The organism is Streptomyces sp. PKA51 (assembly GCF_057552455.1).
Window position 1 is genome coordinate 58,497 of record NZ_BAAJPZ010000022.1, and the last position, 15,449, is coordinate 73,945.

The following is a 15,449-nucleotide window of genomic DNA, read 5'->3' on the forward strand; positions in this document are numbered from 1 at the left end:
CAGGCGTACCGCAGCGGCTTCAGCTCGCCCCCGCGCGGGTACTGTTGGCCGGATGAGCGGTCTGAATCTGGATGACTTCGCCACGCTGATCGAGCGCCCCGACGCCGCCGTGCGGCGCGAGGCCGAGGAGCGCGGCGCCCGCCGCACGCACCCCCGCGCCGGTGCCCTCGGCCGCCTGGACGAGCTGGGCGAGTGGCTCGCCGCCGCCCAGGGTCGCGTGCCGGTCAGGCCGGTCGAGCGGCCGAAGATGCTGCTGTTCGCGGGTGATCACGGCGTTGCCTCCCTCGGCGTGTCGGCCGGCCCGAAGGCCGGTGCGGTGGAGCTGGTCCGGGCGACGCTCGACGGCACGAGCTGCGCGGCGGTGCTGGCGCGCCGGGCCGGCGTGGACGTGCGCATCGTGGACATGGGCGTGGACTGCGACCCCGCGGAGCTGCCGGCGGAGGTGACGCGGCACCGGGTGCGCCGTGGTGCGGGCCGGATCGACGCCGAGGACGCCCTGACGCTCGCGGAGGCGGAGGAGGCGTTCCGTGCGGGCATGGCGATCGCCGACGAGGAGGCCGACTCGGGCACGGACCTGATCGTGCTGGGCGATCTGAGCGTGGGCGGTACGACGGCGGCCGGTGTGCTGATCGGCGCGCTGTGCGGCACGGACGCCTCGGTGGTGACCGGCCGGGGGGCGTTCGGGATCGACGATCTGGCGTGGATGCGCAAGTGCGCGGCGATCCGGGACGCGCTGCGCCGGGCGCGGCCGGTGCTGGGTGACCAGGTGCAGCTGCTGGCGACGGCGGGGGGTGCGGATCTGGCGGCGATGACGGGTTTCCTGCTGCAGAGCGCGGTGCGCCGGACGCCGGTGATCCTGGACGGCGTGGTGACGGCGGCGTGTGCGCTGGTGGGTCAGCGGGTGGCGTTCCGGGCCCCGGACTGGTGGCTGGCGGGGCAGCGCAGCGGTGATCCGGCGCAGGGCAAGGCGCTGGACCGGATGGCACTCAACCCTCTCCTTGATCAGGGCGTCACAGTGGGCGAGGGGACAGGGGCGCTGCTGGCTCTGCCGTTGGTGCAGGCGGCCGCGGCCCTGGCGGCGGAGTTGCCCGTGGGCTCCTAGGGGTAGGAGCAGGGGCGGGACCGCCGCAGACCGCGCCCCATATGCTCACTTTTCATGGGAGAAGTCCGCTTGACTCCGGATGAGGGCGTCCGCGGCTCCGCCTGGCGCCGGCGGGCCGCCGGCTTTGCCGTGTGGTACTTGCGCGCCGTTACCTTCGTCAACCTCCTGGGTGCGGTGTGGGTGTCCTTGGGTTCGGACATCCGCCGCCACAACGTCGACGAGTTCTTCACGCCGTACCTGCTGACGGCCGGCTTCTCCCCCGCCGTGGTGTCGCTGTTCCTGGCGATCACCATGCGGCGCCGGAAGCGGGCGGCGTGGATCCTCAACCTCGTCCTGGCCGGGCTGCTCCTGCTGCTGCTCGTCTTCGTGATGTTCTTCCCGGAGTTCCGCCGGCATCCGCTGAACTGGTTCTCGCTGATCGTCACGGCCCTGTTCGCGGCGGCGCTGGTGGTCGGCCGGCGGGAGTTCTACGCCAAGGGCGACCGCTCCAACCCCAAGCTGGCCTCGGCCGTGGCGGCGGTGGGCCTGCTGGTCACCTCGCTGCTGGCGGCCGGGCTGGTGACGGTCACCAACCAGGCCACGGACGAGCAGCGTTCGACCTTCCTGGACCGCTGGCACTACGGCGTGATGCGGCTGATCTCGATCGCCGCCGACGACCAGCGCTACGCCGGCATCGCCCCGCCCGGCTGGGTGGACGTCACCATCAACGTGATGAGCACGATCCTGCTGATCGTGGTCGTCTGGGCGGCCTTCCGGGCGCGCCGCGCCACCGACCCGCTCACGGCGGGCGACGAGGAGCAGCTGCGGGCGCTGCTGGACCGCTGGGGCGAGCGCGACTCGCTCGGCTACTTCGCGCTGCGCCGCGAGAAGAGCGTCATCTGGTCCCCGTCGGGCAAGGCCGCCGTCACCTACCGCGTCGTCGGCGGGGTCTCGCTGGCCTCGGGCGATCCCATCGGCGACCCGGAGGCGTGGCCCGGCGCCATCGAGCCGTGGCTGGCCGAGGCGCGCGAGCACGGCTGGATCCCGGCGGTGATGGGCGCGAGCGAGGAGGGCGGCACGATCTACGCCCGGCACGGCATGGACGCGCTCGAACTGGGCGACGAAGCCATCGTCGACACGGCCGAGTTCACCCTGGAGGGCCGGGCCATGCGCACGGTGCGCCAGGCGTACAACCGGGTGCGCCGCGCCGGCTACACCGTCACCGTCCGGCGGCACGAGGACATCCCCGAGGAGGAGATGGCCGAGCTGCTGCGCCGGGCCGACGACTGGCGCGACGGCGCGACCGAGCGCGGCTTCTCCATGGCGCTGGGCCGGCTGGGCGACCCGGCCGACGGCCGCTGCGTGATGCTGGAGTGCTTCGACGCCGAGGGCCGGCTGCGGGCCCTGCTCAGCTTTGTGCCCTGGGGGCCGAAGGGGCTGTCGCTGGACCTGATGCGCCGTGACCGGGATTCCGACAACGGCCTGATGGAGTTCATGGTCATCGAGCTGCTGCAGCGGGCCGGCACACTCGGCATCGAGCAGGTGTCGCTGAACTTCGCCATGTTCCGCTCGGTCTTCGAGCGCGGCTCGCGTCTGGGCGCGGGTCCGGTGCTGCGGATGTGGCGGTCGCTGCTGAGCTTCTTCTCCCGCTGGTGGCAGATCGAATCTCTTTATCGAGCAAATGCGAAGTACCGTCCCATCTGGGAGCCTCGTTTCATGCTGTTCGAGAAGAGCGCTGACCTGCTGCGCATCGGCGTCGCCAGCGCCCGTGCGGAAGGCTTCCTGGAGGCGCCCGGCCTGCCCAAGTGGCTCAATCGCAAACACCTGGAGAGCCGGCGATGACCCGCGCGGCGCTGCTTCGCGCCGCGCGCACCGAGTGGGGGCCGCTCTACGCGGCCGTGTGGGGGACGTTCGCCCGCAAGCGGCTCCGCTCCATTCCGATGACGCTGACGGCGGTCGCGCTCACCGCGGCCTTCCAGCTCGTGCAGAACCAGTCCTGGGGCTACCACCCCGTCCAGCACCTGGGCTCGGTACGCGCCGAGTTGCCCTGGTGGCTGGCCCTGCTGCGCACTCCCCTGTCGCTGTTCGTGCCCGCCCTGGACCTGCCGGTGTGGGGCGCGCTGGCACAGATCCTCATCGTCTTCGGCATCGCCGAGGCGGCCCTGGGCGTACGGCGCACCCTGGCGGTGGCGTACCTGGCCACCCTGGCGGGCACGACGTACGCGCGGCTGGGCGTGGCCCTGGGGCCGGACTCGCCGCTCGGGCTGCCCCCGCACACGGCCCGCATCATCGACACGGGCCCCTCGGCGGCGGTCGTGGGCCTCGCGGTGTACGTCGCCTGGCGCTACCGCGCCTGGGCCACCTGCACCGTGGTGGTGGCGGCCATGGTGGGCGAGGTCGCCGTCAAGCCCAACCTCGCCGGCCGGGAGCACATCGCGGCCCTCGTGGCCGTCCTGGTGCTCAGCGGCGCCGAGGAGCTCGTGCGGCGGCGCAAGCCGCACGGAGATGCCCACCGCCAGCGCCATCACCGGTCCGGAGCGCCCGCCAGCAGGTCGTGAAGGCGGTGGCGGACCGCCGCCCAGCGGGCGTCGTGCCGGTAGGCGCGCACCCGCGCCCGGCGCCGGGCCCGCGGCCGGTGGCGGTAGAAGCGGCGGGCCCACGGCGAGCCCGGCCGGGCCAGCCGCACGGCGGCGATCAGGGCCACGAAGGGCACGACCGCGCCGATCAGGGCGAGCCGCGGCTTGCCCTTGGCCAGGGCGAACAGCGCTATCAGGAAGTTGGCCAGGGTGTTGGTCACCACGAGCGTGCGGTTCTGCAGCTCGTCGTGGGTCAGCTCGTTGACGCCGAAGGGCGCGAAGCCGGCCAGGACCAGGGCGACCAGCGCCGCGGTGAGGATGACGATCTCGACGCTCTTGCGCCCCTGCTCGGTCCAGTACACGTCGTCCATGTGCAGCACGAGCGCGAACTCGTCCAGCACCAGCCCGGCACCCGAGCCGAACAGCACCGCCGAGAGCGCCGCCCCGAAGCCGTACCGGCCCTGGGCGACCGCCCCGAAACCCCCCACCACCATCAGCACCACGCCCGGCACGACATGGTGCACATGCAGCCCGCCGGGACGGATGTTGCGGAACGGGCCGCGGCCCGCCCGGATCAGCCGGGTGATCACCCGCGTCACGAGGAAGGTGAGAACGAAGGACGCCAGCGCCAGCAGCAACGGCAGCTTGCCCGGCTCGACGACGTTGCGGGTCAGCCAGTGTCCCATCGCCACTCACCCCGTTCTCGGCCGCGCTACCGGCCAAAATAACCCCCGCGAGCGGCGGGATACCCTGCCCGCCGTGACCGACACGACCGCCGACCGGCCCACCCCCGCCGATGCCCTGCGCTTCGCCTTCGGCACCCTGACCGTGCTGCCCGTACGGCTCACCCGCTGGGACCGGGCCGCCGCCCGCGGCGGCATGCTCGCCGCTCCCCTGGCCGGTCTGGTCGTCGGCGCCTGCGCGGCCGGCGCGGGTGCGCTGCTCTCGCTGCTGGGGTCGGGCCCCCTCCTTGCCGCGGTGGCCACGGTCGCCGTACCCGCCGTCCTCACCCGGGGACTGCACCTGGACGGACTCGCCGACGTCGCCGACGGACTCGGCAGCGGCAAACCGGCCGCGGACGCGCTGCGCATCATGAAGCAGTCCGACATCGGGCCGTTCGGGGTCATCACCCTCCTCCTGACCCTCTTCGGCCAGGTCGCCGCCCTGGACCGGCTCTACGCAGCGGGCACGCTGCGCGGCGCGCTCGCGGCGGTGGTCGCCGCGGTTGCGGCCCGCTGCGCCCTGACGCTCGCGTCGCGGACGGGGGTGCCGGCGGCACGGCCGGACGGCCTGGGCGCGGCGGTGGCGGGGGTTGTCCCCGTCCCCGCCGCCGCGGCCGTCGCGGCCCTGACGGCCCTCGCGGCCGCGGCGGCGTCCCTGCACGCGGGTGCGGCGGTGCTGCTCGGCCTGCTGGCCGCCGAACTGTTGCTGCGCCACTGCCGGCGCCGCCTGGGCGGCGTGACGGGCGACGTCTTCGGCGCTCTGGCCGAAACGGCGTCGACGACGGCCCTGCTGGCCCTGACACTGCGGCTCACCACCGCCTGACCACGCAGTTCCCCGCGCCCCTTCGGGGCACCCCGAAGGGGCGCGGGGAACTGCGCGAACGGCCACGACGCACCCGCAGGTCAGGGATCGCCCGACCGCCCCAGAGGGGCGCGGGGAACTGCGCGAACGGCCCGGGACGAGCCGCACCCGGCCGCGCACGCGCACGCGCCACGACGCACCGCCGAAGGGGCGCGGGGAACTGCGCGAGTGGCCACGACGGCGCCGCACCAAAGCCGCGGCGACGAACCGCACCCGCACCTGGACTGAGCATCGAGCGAACCGGCGCATACGATGCGCAAAGGCCCCGCGGGACGCGCCCGGCCGAGGAACTCAACCGGAAGAGAGACTTCACCACCGTGACTGCTCTGACTCTCAGCACCTCCAGCGCGGCAACGCTGCGCGCGGACGCCGTCGTCGTCGGTGTGGCGAAGGGCCCGAAGGGCCCCGTCGTCGCGTACGGCGCCGAAGCCGTGGACCAGGCGTTCGACGGCAAGCTGGCCTCCGTCCTGGAGACCCTCGGCGCCGGTGGCGGCGAGGGCGAGGTTACGAAGCTGCCCGCTCCGGCCGGTCTGAAGGCCCCGGTCGTGCTGGCGGTCGGTCTGGGCGAGCTGCCGGCCGACGGCGAGGGCTACACCGACGAGACGCTGCGCCGGGCCGCCGGTGTGGCCGCCCGTGCGCTGGCCGGTACGAAGAAGGCCGCGTTCGCCCTGCCCGTGGAGGATGCGGGTGCGGTTGCCGCCATCGGTGAGGGCGCGATCCTGGGTGCGTACACCTTCACCGCCTACCGTGGCGGCGAGGCCAAGGCGAAGAAGGACGCCGCGAAGGACCGCAGCGCCCCGCTGGGCGAGGCCACGATCCTGGGTGCCAAGCCGCGCGACAAGGCGTTCAAGGCGGCCGTCGAGCGTGCCGCCACCGTCGCGGCCGAGGTCAACCGCGCCCGCGACCTGATCAACATGCCGTCCAACGACCTCTTCCCGAAGAGCTTCGCCGCGCAGGCCCAGGCCGCGGCCAAGGAGTTCGGCCTGAAGGTCGAGGTCCTGGACGAGAAGGCGCTGCTCAAGGGCGGTTACGGCGGCATCATGGGCGTCGGTCAGGGTTCGGTGAACCCGCCGCGTCTGGTGCGCATCGGCTACACGCACCCCAAGGCGGAGAAGACCCTGGCGCTGGTGGGCAAGGGCATCACCTACGACTCGGGCGGCATCTCGCTGAAGCCGGCCGGTCACAACGAGACCATGAAGTGCGACATGAGCGGCGCGGCCGCGGTGTTCGCCGCGGTCGTGGCGGTCGCCAAGCTGGGTCTGGCCGTCAACGTCACGGGCTGGCTGGCCCTCGCGGAGAACATGCCCTCCGGCTCGGCCACCCGTCCGGGCGATGTGCTGCGCATGTACAGCGGCAAGACCGTCGAGGTGCTCAACACGGACGCCGAGGGCCGTCTGGTGCTGGCCGACGCGCTGACCCGCGCCTCGGAGGAGGCCCCGGACGCGATCGTGGACGTGGCGACCCTGACCGGTGCCATGGTTCTGGCGCTCGGTGACCGCACCTTCGGTGTGATGGCCAACGACGACGCCTTCCGCACGGAGCTGCACGAGATCGCGGAGGAGGTCGGCGAGCAGTCCTGGCCGATGCCGCTGCCGGCCGATCTGCGCAAGTCGATGGACTCCCCGGTGGCCGACATGGCGAACATGGGCGAGCGCATGGGCGGCGGCCTGGTGGCCGGTCTGTTCCTGCAGGAGTTCGTGGGCGAGGGCATCACCTGGGCCCACCTGGACATCGCGGGTCCGGCCTTCCACGAGAAGGCGCCGTACGGCTACACCCCCAAGGGCGGCACCGGCTCCGCGGTGCGCACCCTGGTGCGTCTGGCGGAGCGCACCGCCGACGGCGAGCTCGGCTGATCCGGCGCTCCACCGGTCGCCGCCACGACACGGCCACGGCTCCCCGTGCGGGGGCCGTGGCCGTCGGGCGTACCGGCCCGGGCGTCAAGGCGGGCGGGGCGGGAATGCGCCCGGCGGGCGTTCGTGTTCGCTACGGACGAAACCCGCACGAATACACCGACTCGTACCAACGAGTAACCCCGTCAAGGTGACGCATCAGCCATCACCGACCCCGGCCCGGCGTCCCGCCGTCCGTCAACAAGTGCGAAGATGTTGTCCCGGCAGGACAGGGCCCCAGTAATCACGGGCCGACGCAAAAAGCGGCCGAACGACAGCCGCCGCCCGGTCACCGACGACCGGCTCCGGCGTACATGCATGGAGGACGTGACGTGGCGAACGACGCCAGCACCGTTTTCGACCTAGTGATCCTCGGAGGCGGTAGCGGCGGTTACGCCGCTGCCCTGCGGGGTGCCCAGCTGGGTCTGGACGTCGCCCTGATCGAGAAGGACAAGCTGGGCGGCACCTGCCTGCACCGCGGCTGCATCCCCACCAAGGCGCTGCTGCACGCCGGCGAGGTCGCCGACTCGGCCCGTGAGGCCGAGCAGTTCGGTGTCAAGGCCGCCCTGGAGGGCATCGACATCGCGGGCGTCCACAAGTACAAGGACGAGGTGATCTCGGGCCTGTACAAGGGTCTGCAGGGCCTGGTCGCCTCCCGCAAGGTCACCTACATCACCGGTGAGGGCCGTCTGTCCTCCCCCACGTCCGTCGACGTGAACGGTCAGCGCATCAACGGCCGCCACGTCCTGCTGGCCACCGGCTCCGTGCCGAAGTCGCTGCCGGGCCTGACCATCGACGGCGACCGCGTCATCTCCTCGGACCACGCGCTGGTCCTGGACCGCGTCCCGAAGTCCGCGATCGTGCTGGGCGGCGGCGTCATCGGCGTCGAGTTCGCCTCCGCGTGGAAGTCCTTCGGCGTCGACGTCACCATCGTCGAGGCGCTGCCGCACCTCGTCCCGGTCGAGGACGAGAACAGCTCCAAGCTGCTGGAGCGCGCCTTCCGCAAGCGCGGCATCGCGTTCTCCCTGGGTTCCCGCTTCTCCGGCGTGGAGTACACCGCCGACGGGGTGAAGGTCTCCCTGGAGAACGGCAAGACCTTCGAGGCCGAGCTGCTGCTCGTCGCCGTCGGCCGTGGCCCGGTCTCCCAGGGCCTGGGCTACGAGGAGGCCGGGGTCGCGATGGACCGCGGCTACGTCCTCGTCGACGAGTACATGCAGACCAACGTGCCCACCATCTCGGCCGTCGGTGACCTGGTGCCCACGCTCCAGCTCGCGCACGTCGGCTTCGCGGAGGGCATCCTGGTGGCGGAGCGCCTGGCCGGGCTCAAGCCCGTGCCGGTCGACTACGACGGCGTGCCGCGCGTCACGTACTGCCACCCCGAGGTCGCCTCGGTCGGTCTCACCGAGGCCAAGGCCAAGGAGCTGTACGGCGCCGACAAGGTCGTCGCTCTGAAGTACAACCTGGCCGGCAACGGCAAGAGCAAGATCCTCAAGACCGCGGGCGAGATCAAGCTCGTCCAGGTCAAGGACGGTGCCGTGGTCGGCGTCCACATGGTCGGCGACCGCATGGGTGAGCAGGTCGGCGAGGCCCAGCTGATCTACAACTGGGAGGCCCTCCCGGCCGAGGTCGCGCAGCTCATCCACGCGCACCCGACGCAGAACGAGGCCCTCGGCGAGGCCCACCTGGCCCTGGCCGGCAAGCCCCTGCACTCGCACGACTGAGTCCCGAGCGCACCACCATCCGCACTACTCGTAAGGAGCAACCGCACCATGGCGGTTTCCGTAACCCTGCCGGCGCTCGGCGAGAGCGTGTCCGAGGGCACCGTCACCCGCTGGCTCAAGGCCGAGGGTGACCGAGTGGAGGCCGACGAGCCGCTGCTCGAGGTCTCCACCGACAAGGTCGACACCGAGATCCCCTCCCCGGCGTCCGGCATCCTCGCCAAGATCAACGTGGCCGAGGACGAGACCGTCGAGGTCGGCGCCGAGCTCGCGGTGATCGACGACGGTTCCGGCGCGCCCGCCGAGGCCCCCGCCCCGGCCGCCGCCGCTGCCGAGGCCCCCGTCGCCGAGGCCCCGGCCCCGGTCGCCGAGGCCCCGGCCGCTCCGGCCCCGGCCGCCGAGGCTCCGGCCCCGGCCGCCGCCGGTGGCGCCTCCGGCGTCGACGTCGTCCTGCCCGCGCTGGGCGAGTCGGTCACCGAGGGCACCGTCACCCGCTGGCTGAAGGAGGTCGGCGAGGAGGTCTCCGAGGACGAGCCGCTGCTCGAGGTCTCGACCGACAAGGTCGACACCGAGATCCCGGCCCCCGCCTCCGGCGTCCTGCTCGAGATCGTCGTCGGCGAGGACGAGGTCGCCGAGGTCGGCGCCAAGCTGGCCGTCATCGGCGCCCCGGGTGCCGCCCCGGCCGCCGCTGCGGCTCCGGCCGCCCCGGCCCCGGCGCCCGTCGCCGAGGCCCCGGCCGCCCCGGCTCCGGCCCCGGCCGCTCCGGCCGCTCCGGCCGCCCCCGCCGCCCCGGCTCCGGCCGCGGCTGCTCCGGCCCCCGCCCCGGCTCCGGCCCCCGCGCCGGCCGCTCCCGCCCCGGCCCCGGCTGCTGCGGCGCCCGCCGCCGCCACCCCGGCGGCCGACGGCGCGTACGTGACCCCGCTGGTCCGCAAGCTCGCCGCCGAGTCCGGCGTCGACCTGCGCACCGTCGCCGGCACCGGCGTCGGCGGTCGCATCCGCAAGCAGGACGTCGTCGCCGCCGCGGAGGCCGCCAAGGCCGCCCCGGCTCCGGCCGCTGCCGCCGCCCCGGCCGCCGCCGCGCCGAAGGCCCCGGCCCTGGAGGTCTCGCCGCTGCGCGGCCAGACCGTCAAGATGCCGCGGATCCGCAAGGCGATCGCGGACAACATGATGAAGGCGCTGCACGAGCAGGCCCAGCTGTCGTCCGTGATCGAGGTGGACATCACCAAGATCATGCGGATGCGCAACAAGGCCAAGGACGGCTTCGCCGCCCGCGAGGGCGTCAAGCTCTCCCCGATGCCGTTCTTCGTCAAGGCCGCCGTCCAGGCACTGAAGGCCCACCCGGTCGTCAACGCCCGGATCAACGAGGCCGAGGGCACCATCACCTACTTCGACTCCGAGAACGTCGGCATCGCCGTCGACTCGGAGAAGGGCCTGATGACCCCGGTCATCAAGGGCGCGGGTGACCTCAACATCGCCGGCATCGCCAAGAAGACGGCGGAGCTCGCGGGCAAGGTCCGCGGCAACAAGATCACGCCGGACGAGCTCTCCGGCGCGACCTTCACGATCAGCAACACCGGCTCGCGCGGTGCGCTGTTCGACACGGTCATCGTGCCGCCGAACCAGGTCGCGATCCTGGGCATCGGCGCCACCGTCAAGCGCCCGGTGGTCATCAACCACCCGGAGCTGGGCGAGACCATCGCCATCCGCGACATGGTCTACGTGACCCTGTCCTACGACCACCGTCTGGTGGACGGCGCCGACGCCGCCCGCTACCTGACCACGGTCAAGCAGATCCTGGAGGCCGCGGAGTTCGAGACCGAGATCGGTCTGTGACCTCCTAGGCACCCCGCTGCGCCATGAAGGGCGCGGGCCCCTCCCGTATCCGTACGGGCCGGGTCCGCGCCCTTCGGCCTGTTCGCACCCGACCGGGATAATGGCTCCCGGTCCACGCTCGCCCGGCTCAAGGAGCACCCATGGCCCCGCCCGTCGTCCATTCGCTGCGCGAGCAGATCCGCGAGCACATCCTGGAGGGCATCGTCGGCGGGCGCTGGCAGCCCGGGGAGCGCATCGTCGAGCGCCGCATCGCGGCGGAGCTGCTGGTGAGCCAGACGCCGGTGCGCGAGGCACTGCGGGAGCTGGAGTCCCTGCGGCTGATCGAGTCCGCCCCCAACAAGGGCGCCCGGGTACGCGAGCTGACCGCCGCCGACCTCAAGGAGAGCTACCCGGTGCGGGCCGGCCTGGAGCGGGTGGCCGCCGAGCTGGCCGCCGAGCGGCTGGCCGGCGACACGGGCGCGCTGGAGCGCGAGGTCGCGGCCCTGCGGGAGGCCGACCGCACGGGCGACACCGAGGCCCAGGCGCGGCACACGGTCGCCTTTCACCGGGAGATCGTGCGCGCCGCGGGCAACTCGGTGCTGCTGCACACCTGGGAATCCCTGGGCATCGAGGTGTGGACGGCGCTGTCCATCCGCTGGCTCAGCCCCACCCCCCGGGCCCACGCCGAGGAGCACGCCCGCATCGTGCGGGCCTTCGCCGAGCGCGACCCGGCCATCGGCGAGCTGCTCAATTCCCACGTCCTGAGCTGCGCACCGCAGATCTGACGGCGCCCCTGCCCGTTCTCCACACAATCTCCTCGGCTTCCCTCCCCGCAACGATTGATCGATCATCGATCAAAGGCGTATCGTCTCCGGCGGAGCCACACCGCGCGCCCTGTCCTGTGTCGCGGTACGGCTCAGGGGTGGCGACAGGACGCCGTTCGTCACCGTGCCCTGGCTTGGCGCACGGCCTCCTGTCGTCCCGCCCCGTGCTGCCCGCGGGCCCCTGCATCATGGGGGCATGCGCGCGGCCCGGCTGATCCACCTGTTGCTTCTGCTCCAGTCCAAGGCCTCCATGACCGGGCCCGAGCTCGCCCGCCGCCTGGAGGTCTCCGAGCGCACCGTCGCCCGCGACGTCCAGGCCCTGTCCGAGGCCGGCATCCCCGTCTACGCCGACCGCGGCCGCACCGGCGGCTACCGCCTGGTGGGCGGCTACCGCACCCGGCTGACCGGCCTGGGCCGCACCGAGGCCGAGGCGCTCTTCCTCTCCGGCGTCCCCACGGCCCTGCGCGACATGGGCCTGGCGGACGCGGCCTCCGCCGCCCGGCTCAAGGTCGCCGCCGCCCTGCACCCCGAACTCGGCGACGCCCCCGCGGCCGCGGCCCAGCGCTTCCACCTCGACGCCCCCGGCTGGTGGCGCCCGCACGAGACGCCCGCCCTGCTGCCCGCCCTGGCCGAGGCGGTGTGGGACGACCGCCGCATCACCGCCCGCTACCGCCGCCGGGACGGCGAGGTCGTCCGCGAGCTGGAACCGTACGGGCTCGTCCTCAAGGCGGGCGCGTGGTACGTGGTGGCGCGGGCCGGCGACGACCACCGCGTCTACCGGGCGGACCGGTTCGACGACGTGACCGTCGGCGAGGAGGTCTTCCGCCGCGACGAGGACTTCGACCTGGCGGCGTTCTGGGAGGAACGCGCGGCCGCGTTCGCCCGGTCGCTCCTGCGCGAGAGCGCCGAGCTCCGCCTGACGGCGGCGGGGGCCCGCCGGCTGCCGCACGTCACGGACGCGGCCGCCGCGCGCGAGGCCCTCGCGGCGGCCGGCCCCGCGGACGCGGCCGGCCGCGTCACGGTCACCCTGCCGGTGGAGTCGCTGGAGGTCGCGGAGTCGCAGCTGCTGGGCCTGGGCCCGGAGGTGGAGATACTCGGCCCGCCGGAGCTGCGGGCGCGCGTTGCGCGCGTGGCCGCGCGGATGGCAGCGCTCTACGGCTGACCACCCCACCGTCGTGGCGCGTCGCGCAGTTCCCCGCGCCCCTTGGGGGCGCTGTCCGTCCGCGCCTGGTCGGGCCGCGCCCCTGACGGGGCGCCCCGTCAGGGGCGCGGGGAACTGCGCGAGCCGCCACAGCGCACCCGCACGTCAGCGGTAGTCCCGCTCCCGCGGCTCCTGCCCCGCCTCCAGGGCGGCGATGTACCCCCACGCATCCGGCCGCGTCCCATCCGTATCCGTGAAGCCGTACACCCGCGCCAGCTGCCCGCTGGAGAGCGACTGCCCCGCGAAGCGCGCCACCTCGCCGTCCGCCGCCAGCGCGGCCACCGCCCGCCCGACGTACGTGGGGCTCTCCGAGATGCAGAAGTGCGGATCGTCCGCGACGGCGTCCCGCCACCGCTCCTCGGTCACCTTCTTGTACGTGTCGAGCATCGCCTCCGACCGCAAGTACCCCGGCGTCAGGCACACCGCCGTGCCGCCGAGGTCCGCCAGTTCCTCGGCCAGGCCCAGCGCCATGCGGATCGGCGCGCACTTGGCCAGGTCGAAGTACACGTGGCCGCGGTGGTTCGCGTTGTATTCGGCGGTGCCGTCGGTCACCTCCACCACCAGCCCGCCCGGCCGCCGGGTGAGCAGCGGCAGCGCGTACCGGCTGGTGATCAGGTGGGAGTCGATGCCGAGGCGCAGCATGCGCAGCCCCGCCTCCAGGTCGAGCTCCCACATCTTCTTCTCGAAGCCCGCGGGGTGGTCGAGCAGGTGGTCGCCGCCCCACAGCCCGTTCACGAGCACGTCGAGGCGTCCCTGCTCCGCGTCGATGCGTGCGACGAGCGCCTCGACCTGTTCGGGCCGCAGGTGGTCGACCGGCACCGCGACCGCCGTACCGCCCGCCGCGGCGACCCGTTCCGCCGTCTCCTCGATGGTCTCCGGTCGGCCGACCTCGCTGCGGTGCTCGCGCGTGGTGCGGCCGGTGGCGTAGACGAGGGCTCCGGCCCGGCCCAGCTCCACGGCCATGGCGCGGCCGGCGCCGCGCGTGGCCCCGGCCACCAGGGCGACTTTGCCGGCCAGCGGTCGTTCCTCGGTTCCCGACATGGTGATCCTTCCGTCCGTCCGGTGGGGACGGAGGCACTCTCACAGCGATACCGGACACCTTCTGTCGTGTATGGCGGTCCCACCTTCACCGGTAACAACACGGCAGCATCCGTACCCCTCGGGGTGCGTCGCCCTGCGTCAGGGCCGATGCTGGACCCGTGATGGACGAGACGGAGTTCTGGGAGCTGATCGACAGCGCACGCGACGCAGCCGAGGGGGACCCCGAGGACCAGGCGGATGTGCTGGTCGAGTCGCTGACGCGGCTGGACCCGGACAGCGTGCTGGACTTCGCCCGGCACTTCGAGTCCCGCTACAACCGCGCGTACCTGTGGGATCTGTGGGGGGCGGCGGCGGTGCTGCTGGACGGGGCCAGCGACGACGTCTTCGACTACTTCCGCTGCTGGCTGATCGGCCAGGGCCGGGAGGTCTTCGAGGGGGCGCTGCACGATCCCGACAGCCTGGCCGACCTCCTGGAGGACTTCGACGAGGAGGTCGACGGCGACGGCGAGGATCTCGGGTACGCCGCCGACGAGGCGTACGAGCAGCTGACCGGCACCGAGACGCCCGACCTGGGGCTTGCGCCGCAGCCGCCGGAGCCGCTGGGCACGGCGTTCGACATCGAGGACGACGGCGAGCTGGCCCGGCGCTTCCCCCGGCTGTGGGAGCGGTTCCGGGCATGAGCCGCGTCGCCGTCACGGGGGCCTCCGGCCTGATCGGTTCGGCCCTGGTCCGCTCGCTGGCGGCCGACGGCCACGAGGTCGTCCGCCTGGTGCGGCGCGCCCCGCGCGCGCCCGGCGAGGTCGCCTGGGATCCCGCCCGGGGCCGCGTGGACGCCGCCGGGCTGGCCGGCTGCGACGCCGTCGTCCACCTGGCCGGCGCCGGGATCGGCGACCACCGGTGGACCGCCGCGTACAAGAAGGAGATCCGCGACAGCCGGGTGCACGGTACGGGGGCGATCGCCGAGGCCCTCGCCTCCCTCGACCGGCCGCCGCGCGTGCTGCTCAGCGGCAGCGCGATCGGCATCTACGGGGACACCGGGGAACGCGTGGTGGACGAGGACGCCCCGCCCGGCAGCGGCTTCCTCGCCGAGGTGTGCCGCGACTGGGAGGAGGCGGCGGGCGCCGCCGCGGAGGCGGGCGTGCGGACCGTGCTCCTGCGCACCGGTCTCGTGCTCTCCCGCCACGGGGGCCTGGGGGCGCGGCTCTTCCCGCTCTTCCGGCTCGGGCTCGGCGGCCGGCTGGGCGGCGGGGGCCAGTACTGGAGCTTCATCGCCCTGCGGGACCACGTGGCCGCCCTGCGGCACCTGCTGGACGCGGCGGACGTCTTCGGCCCGGTCAATCTCACCGCGCCGCACCCGGTGACCAACCGGGAGGCGACGCGGGCGCTGGGGCGCGCGCTGCGGCGCCCTGCGCCGTTCGCGGTGCCCGCGCCGGCGCTGCGGCTGGCCCTGGGCGAGATGGCCGAGGACGTCCTGGCAGGCCAGCGGGCCGTGCCCCGGCGGCTGCTGGAGACGGGCTTCTCCTTCGCCTGCCCGGACTTCGCGAGCGCCGTACGCACGGCGCTGACGGAGGACTGACGTCCGCCCCCACGCCGCAATTCCTTCGGCCGTGCGACCGCTGTGCGACCGTGCTCGGTCCATGCGCGACTGTTATTGACCGGATTTCTCTCTACGGTCGAGGCGAACTCGCGCATCGCGACCGCTTGTTGAGGGCATCAGGCCCCC

At 73.5% G+C, this 15,449-nt stretch carries 13 protein-coding genes; 11 read left to right on the forward strand and 2 right to left on the reverse strand.

The window, feature by feature from the left end; all coding sequences use genetic code 11:
• The first annotated feature begins 52 nt into the window (after window positions 1-52).
• From cobT to AC27L3_RS25255, 3 genes are read left to right on the forward strand one after another with little or no spacing between them, the layout of a single operon-like run.
• Window positions 53-1,102, forward strand: a complete 1,050-nt coding sequence (gene cobT / locus AC27L3_RS25245) for a nicotinate-nucleotide--dimethylbenzimidazole phosphoribosyltransferase (protein WP_487236339.1) — start codon at window positions 53-55, stop codon at window positions 1,100-1,102.
• 54 nt (window positions 1,103-1,156) lie between these two features.
• Window positions 1,157-2,923 carry a phosphatidylglycerol lysyltransferase domain-containing protein gene (locus AC27L3_RS25250; protein WP_487236340.1) on the forward strand — a complete coding sequence of 589 codons (1,767 nt, stop codon included), beginning with the start codon at window positions 1,157-1,159 and terminating at the stop codon, window positions 2,921-2,923.
• Window positions 2,920-3,639 (forward strand): hypothetical protein, encoded by a 720-nt coding sequence (locus tag AC27L3_RS25255; protein ID WP_487236341.1) that lies wholly within the window; start codon window positions 2,920-2,922, stop codon window positions 3,637-3,639. Before AC27L3_RS25250 ends, AC27L3_RS25255 begins: the two co-directional genes overlap by 4 nt.
• On the opposite strand, the gene AC27L3_RS25260 is transcribed toward AC27L3_RS25255, so the two are convergent.
• Window positions 3,606-4,343: a hypothetical protein gene (locus tag AC27L3_RS25260; protein ID WP_487236342.1), complete on the reverse strand. Its 738-nt coding sequence runs from the start codon at window positions 4,341-4,343 to the stop codon at window positions 3,606-3,608. The two genes, AC27L3_RS25255 and AC27L3_RS25260, sit on opposite strands and share 34 nt — an antisense overlap.
• Window positions 4,344-4,416: 73 nt before the next feature.
• Between AC27L3_RS25260 and AC27L3_RS25265 the strand changes: the two genes are divergently transcribed.
• From AC27L3_RS25265 to AC27L3_RS25290, 6 genes are all read left to right on the forward strand, one after another.
• A complete protein-coding gene (locus tag AC27L3_RS25265) occupies window positions 4,417-5,202 on the forward strand; it encodes an adenosylcobinamide-GDP ribazoletransferase (RefSeq protein ID WP_487236343.1) in 786 nt (261 codons plus the stop codon).
• Between the two features lie 356 nt (window positions 5,203-5,558).
• Window positions 5,559-7,094 carry a leucyl aminopeptidase gene (locus AC27L3_RS25270; RefSeq protein WP_487236344.1) on the forward strand — a complete coding sequence of 512 codons (1,536 nt, stop codon included), beginning with the start codon at window positions 5,559-5,561 and terminating at the stop codon, window positions 7,092-7,094.
• A gap of 368 nt (window positions 7,095-7,462) precedes the next feature.
• Window positions 7,463-8,851 carry a dihydrolipoyl dehydrogenase gene (lpdA, locus tag AC27L3_RS25275; protein ID WP_487236345.1) on the forward strand — a complete coding sequence of 463 codons (1,389 nt, stop codon included), beginning with the start codon at window positions 7,463-7,465 and terminating at the stop codon, window positions 8,849-8,851.
• 48 nt (window positions 8,852-8,899) lie between these two features.
• Complete coding sequence (sucB, locus tag AC27L3_RS25280; RefSeq protein ID WP_487236346.1) at window positions 8,900-10,681, forward strand: 2-oxoglutarate dehydrogenase, E2 component, dihydrolipoamide succinyltransferase; 1,782 nt, start codon at window positions 8,900-8,902, stop codon at window positions 10,679-10,681.
• A 140-nt stretch (window positions 10,682-10,821) separates the two neighbouring features.
• A complete protein-coding gene (locus AC27L3_RS25285) occupies window positions 10,822-11,445 on the forward strand; it encodes a GntR family transcriptional regulator (protein WP_487236347.1) in 624 nt (207 codons plus the stop codon).
• 235 nt (window positions 11,446-11,680) lie between these two features.
• On the forward strand, window positions 11,681-12,646 hold the full coding sequence (locus tag AC27L3_RS25290; protein WP_487236348.1) for a helix-turn-helix transcriptional regulator: 966 nt from the start codon (window positions 11,681-11,683) through the stop codon (window positions 12,644-12,646).
• A 144-nt stretch (window positions 12,647-12,790) separates the two neighbouring features.
• Here AC27L3_RS25290 and AC27L3_RS25295 read toward each other — a convergent pair whose 3' ends face one another.
• The gene (locus AC27L3_RS25295) at window positions 12,791-13,726 is read right to left on the reverse strand and encodes an SDR family oxidoreductase (protein ID WP_487236349.1); all 936 of its coding nucleotides are present in this window, start codon (window positions 13,724-13,726) and stop codon (window positions 12,791-12,793) included.
• A 161-nt stretch (window positions 13,727-13,887) separates the two neighbouring features.
• On the opposite strand from AC27L3_RS25295, the gene AC27L3_RS25300 reads away from it, so the two are divergent.
• Both AC27L3_RS25300 and AC27L3_RS25305 read left to right on the forward strand, forming a co-directional pair.
• Complete coding sequence (locus AC27L3_RS25300; RefSeq protein ID WP_487236365.1) at window positions 13,888-14,406, forward strand: DUF4240 domain-containing protein; 519 nt, start codon at window positions 13,888-13,890, stop codon at window positions 14,404-14,406.
• On the forward strand, window positions 14,403-15,302 hold the full coding sequence (locus AC27L3_RS25305) for a TIGR01777 family oxidoreductase (protein ID WP_487236350.1): 900 nt from the start codon (window positions 14,403-14,405) through the stop codon (window positions 15,300-15,302). Before AC27L3_RS25300 ends, AC27L3_RS25305 begins: the two co-directional genes overlap by 4 nt.
• Window positions 15,303-15,449: the final 147 nt, after the last annotated feature.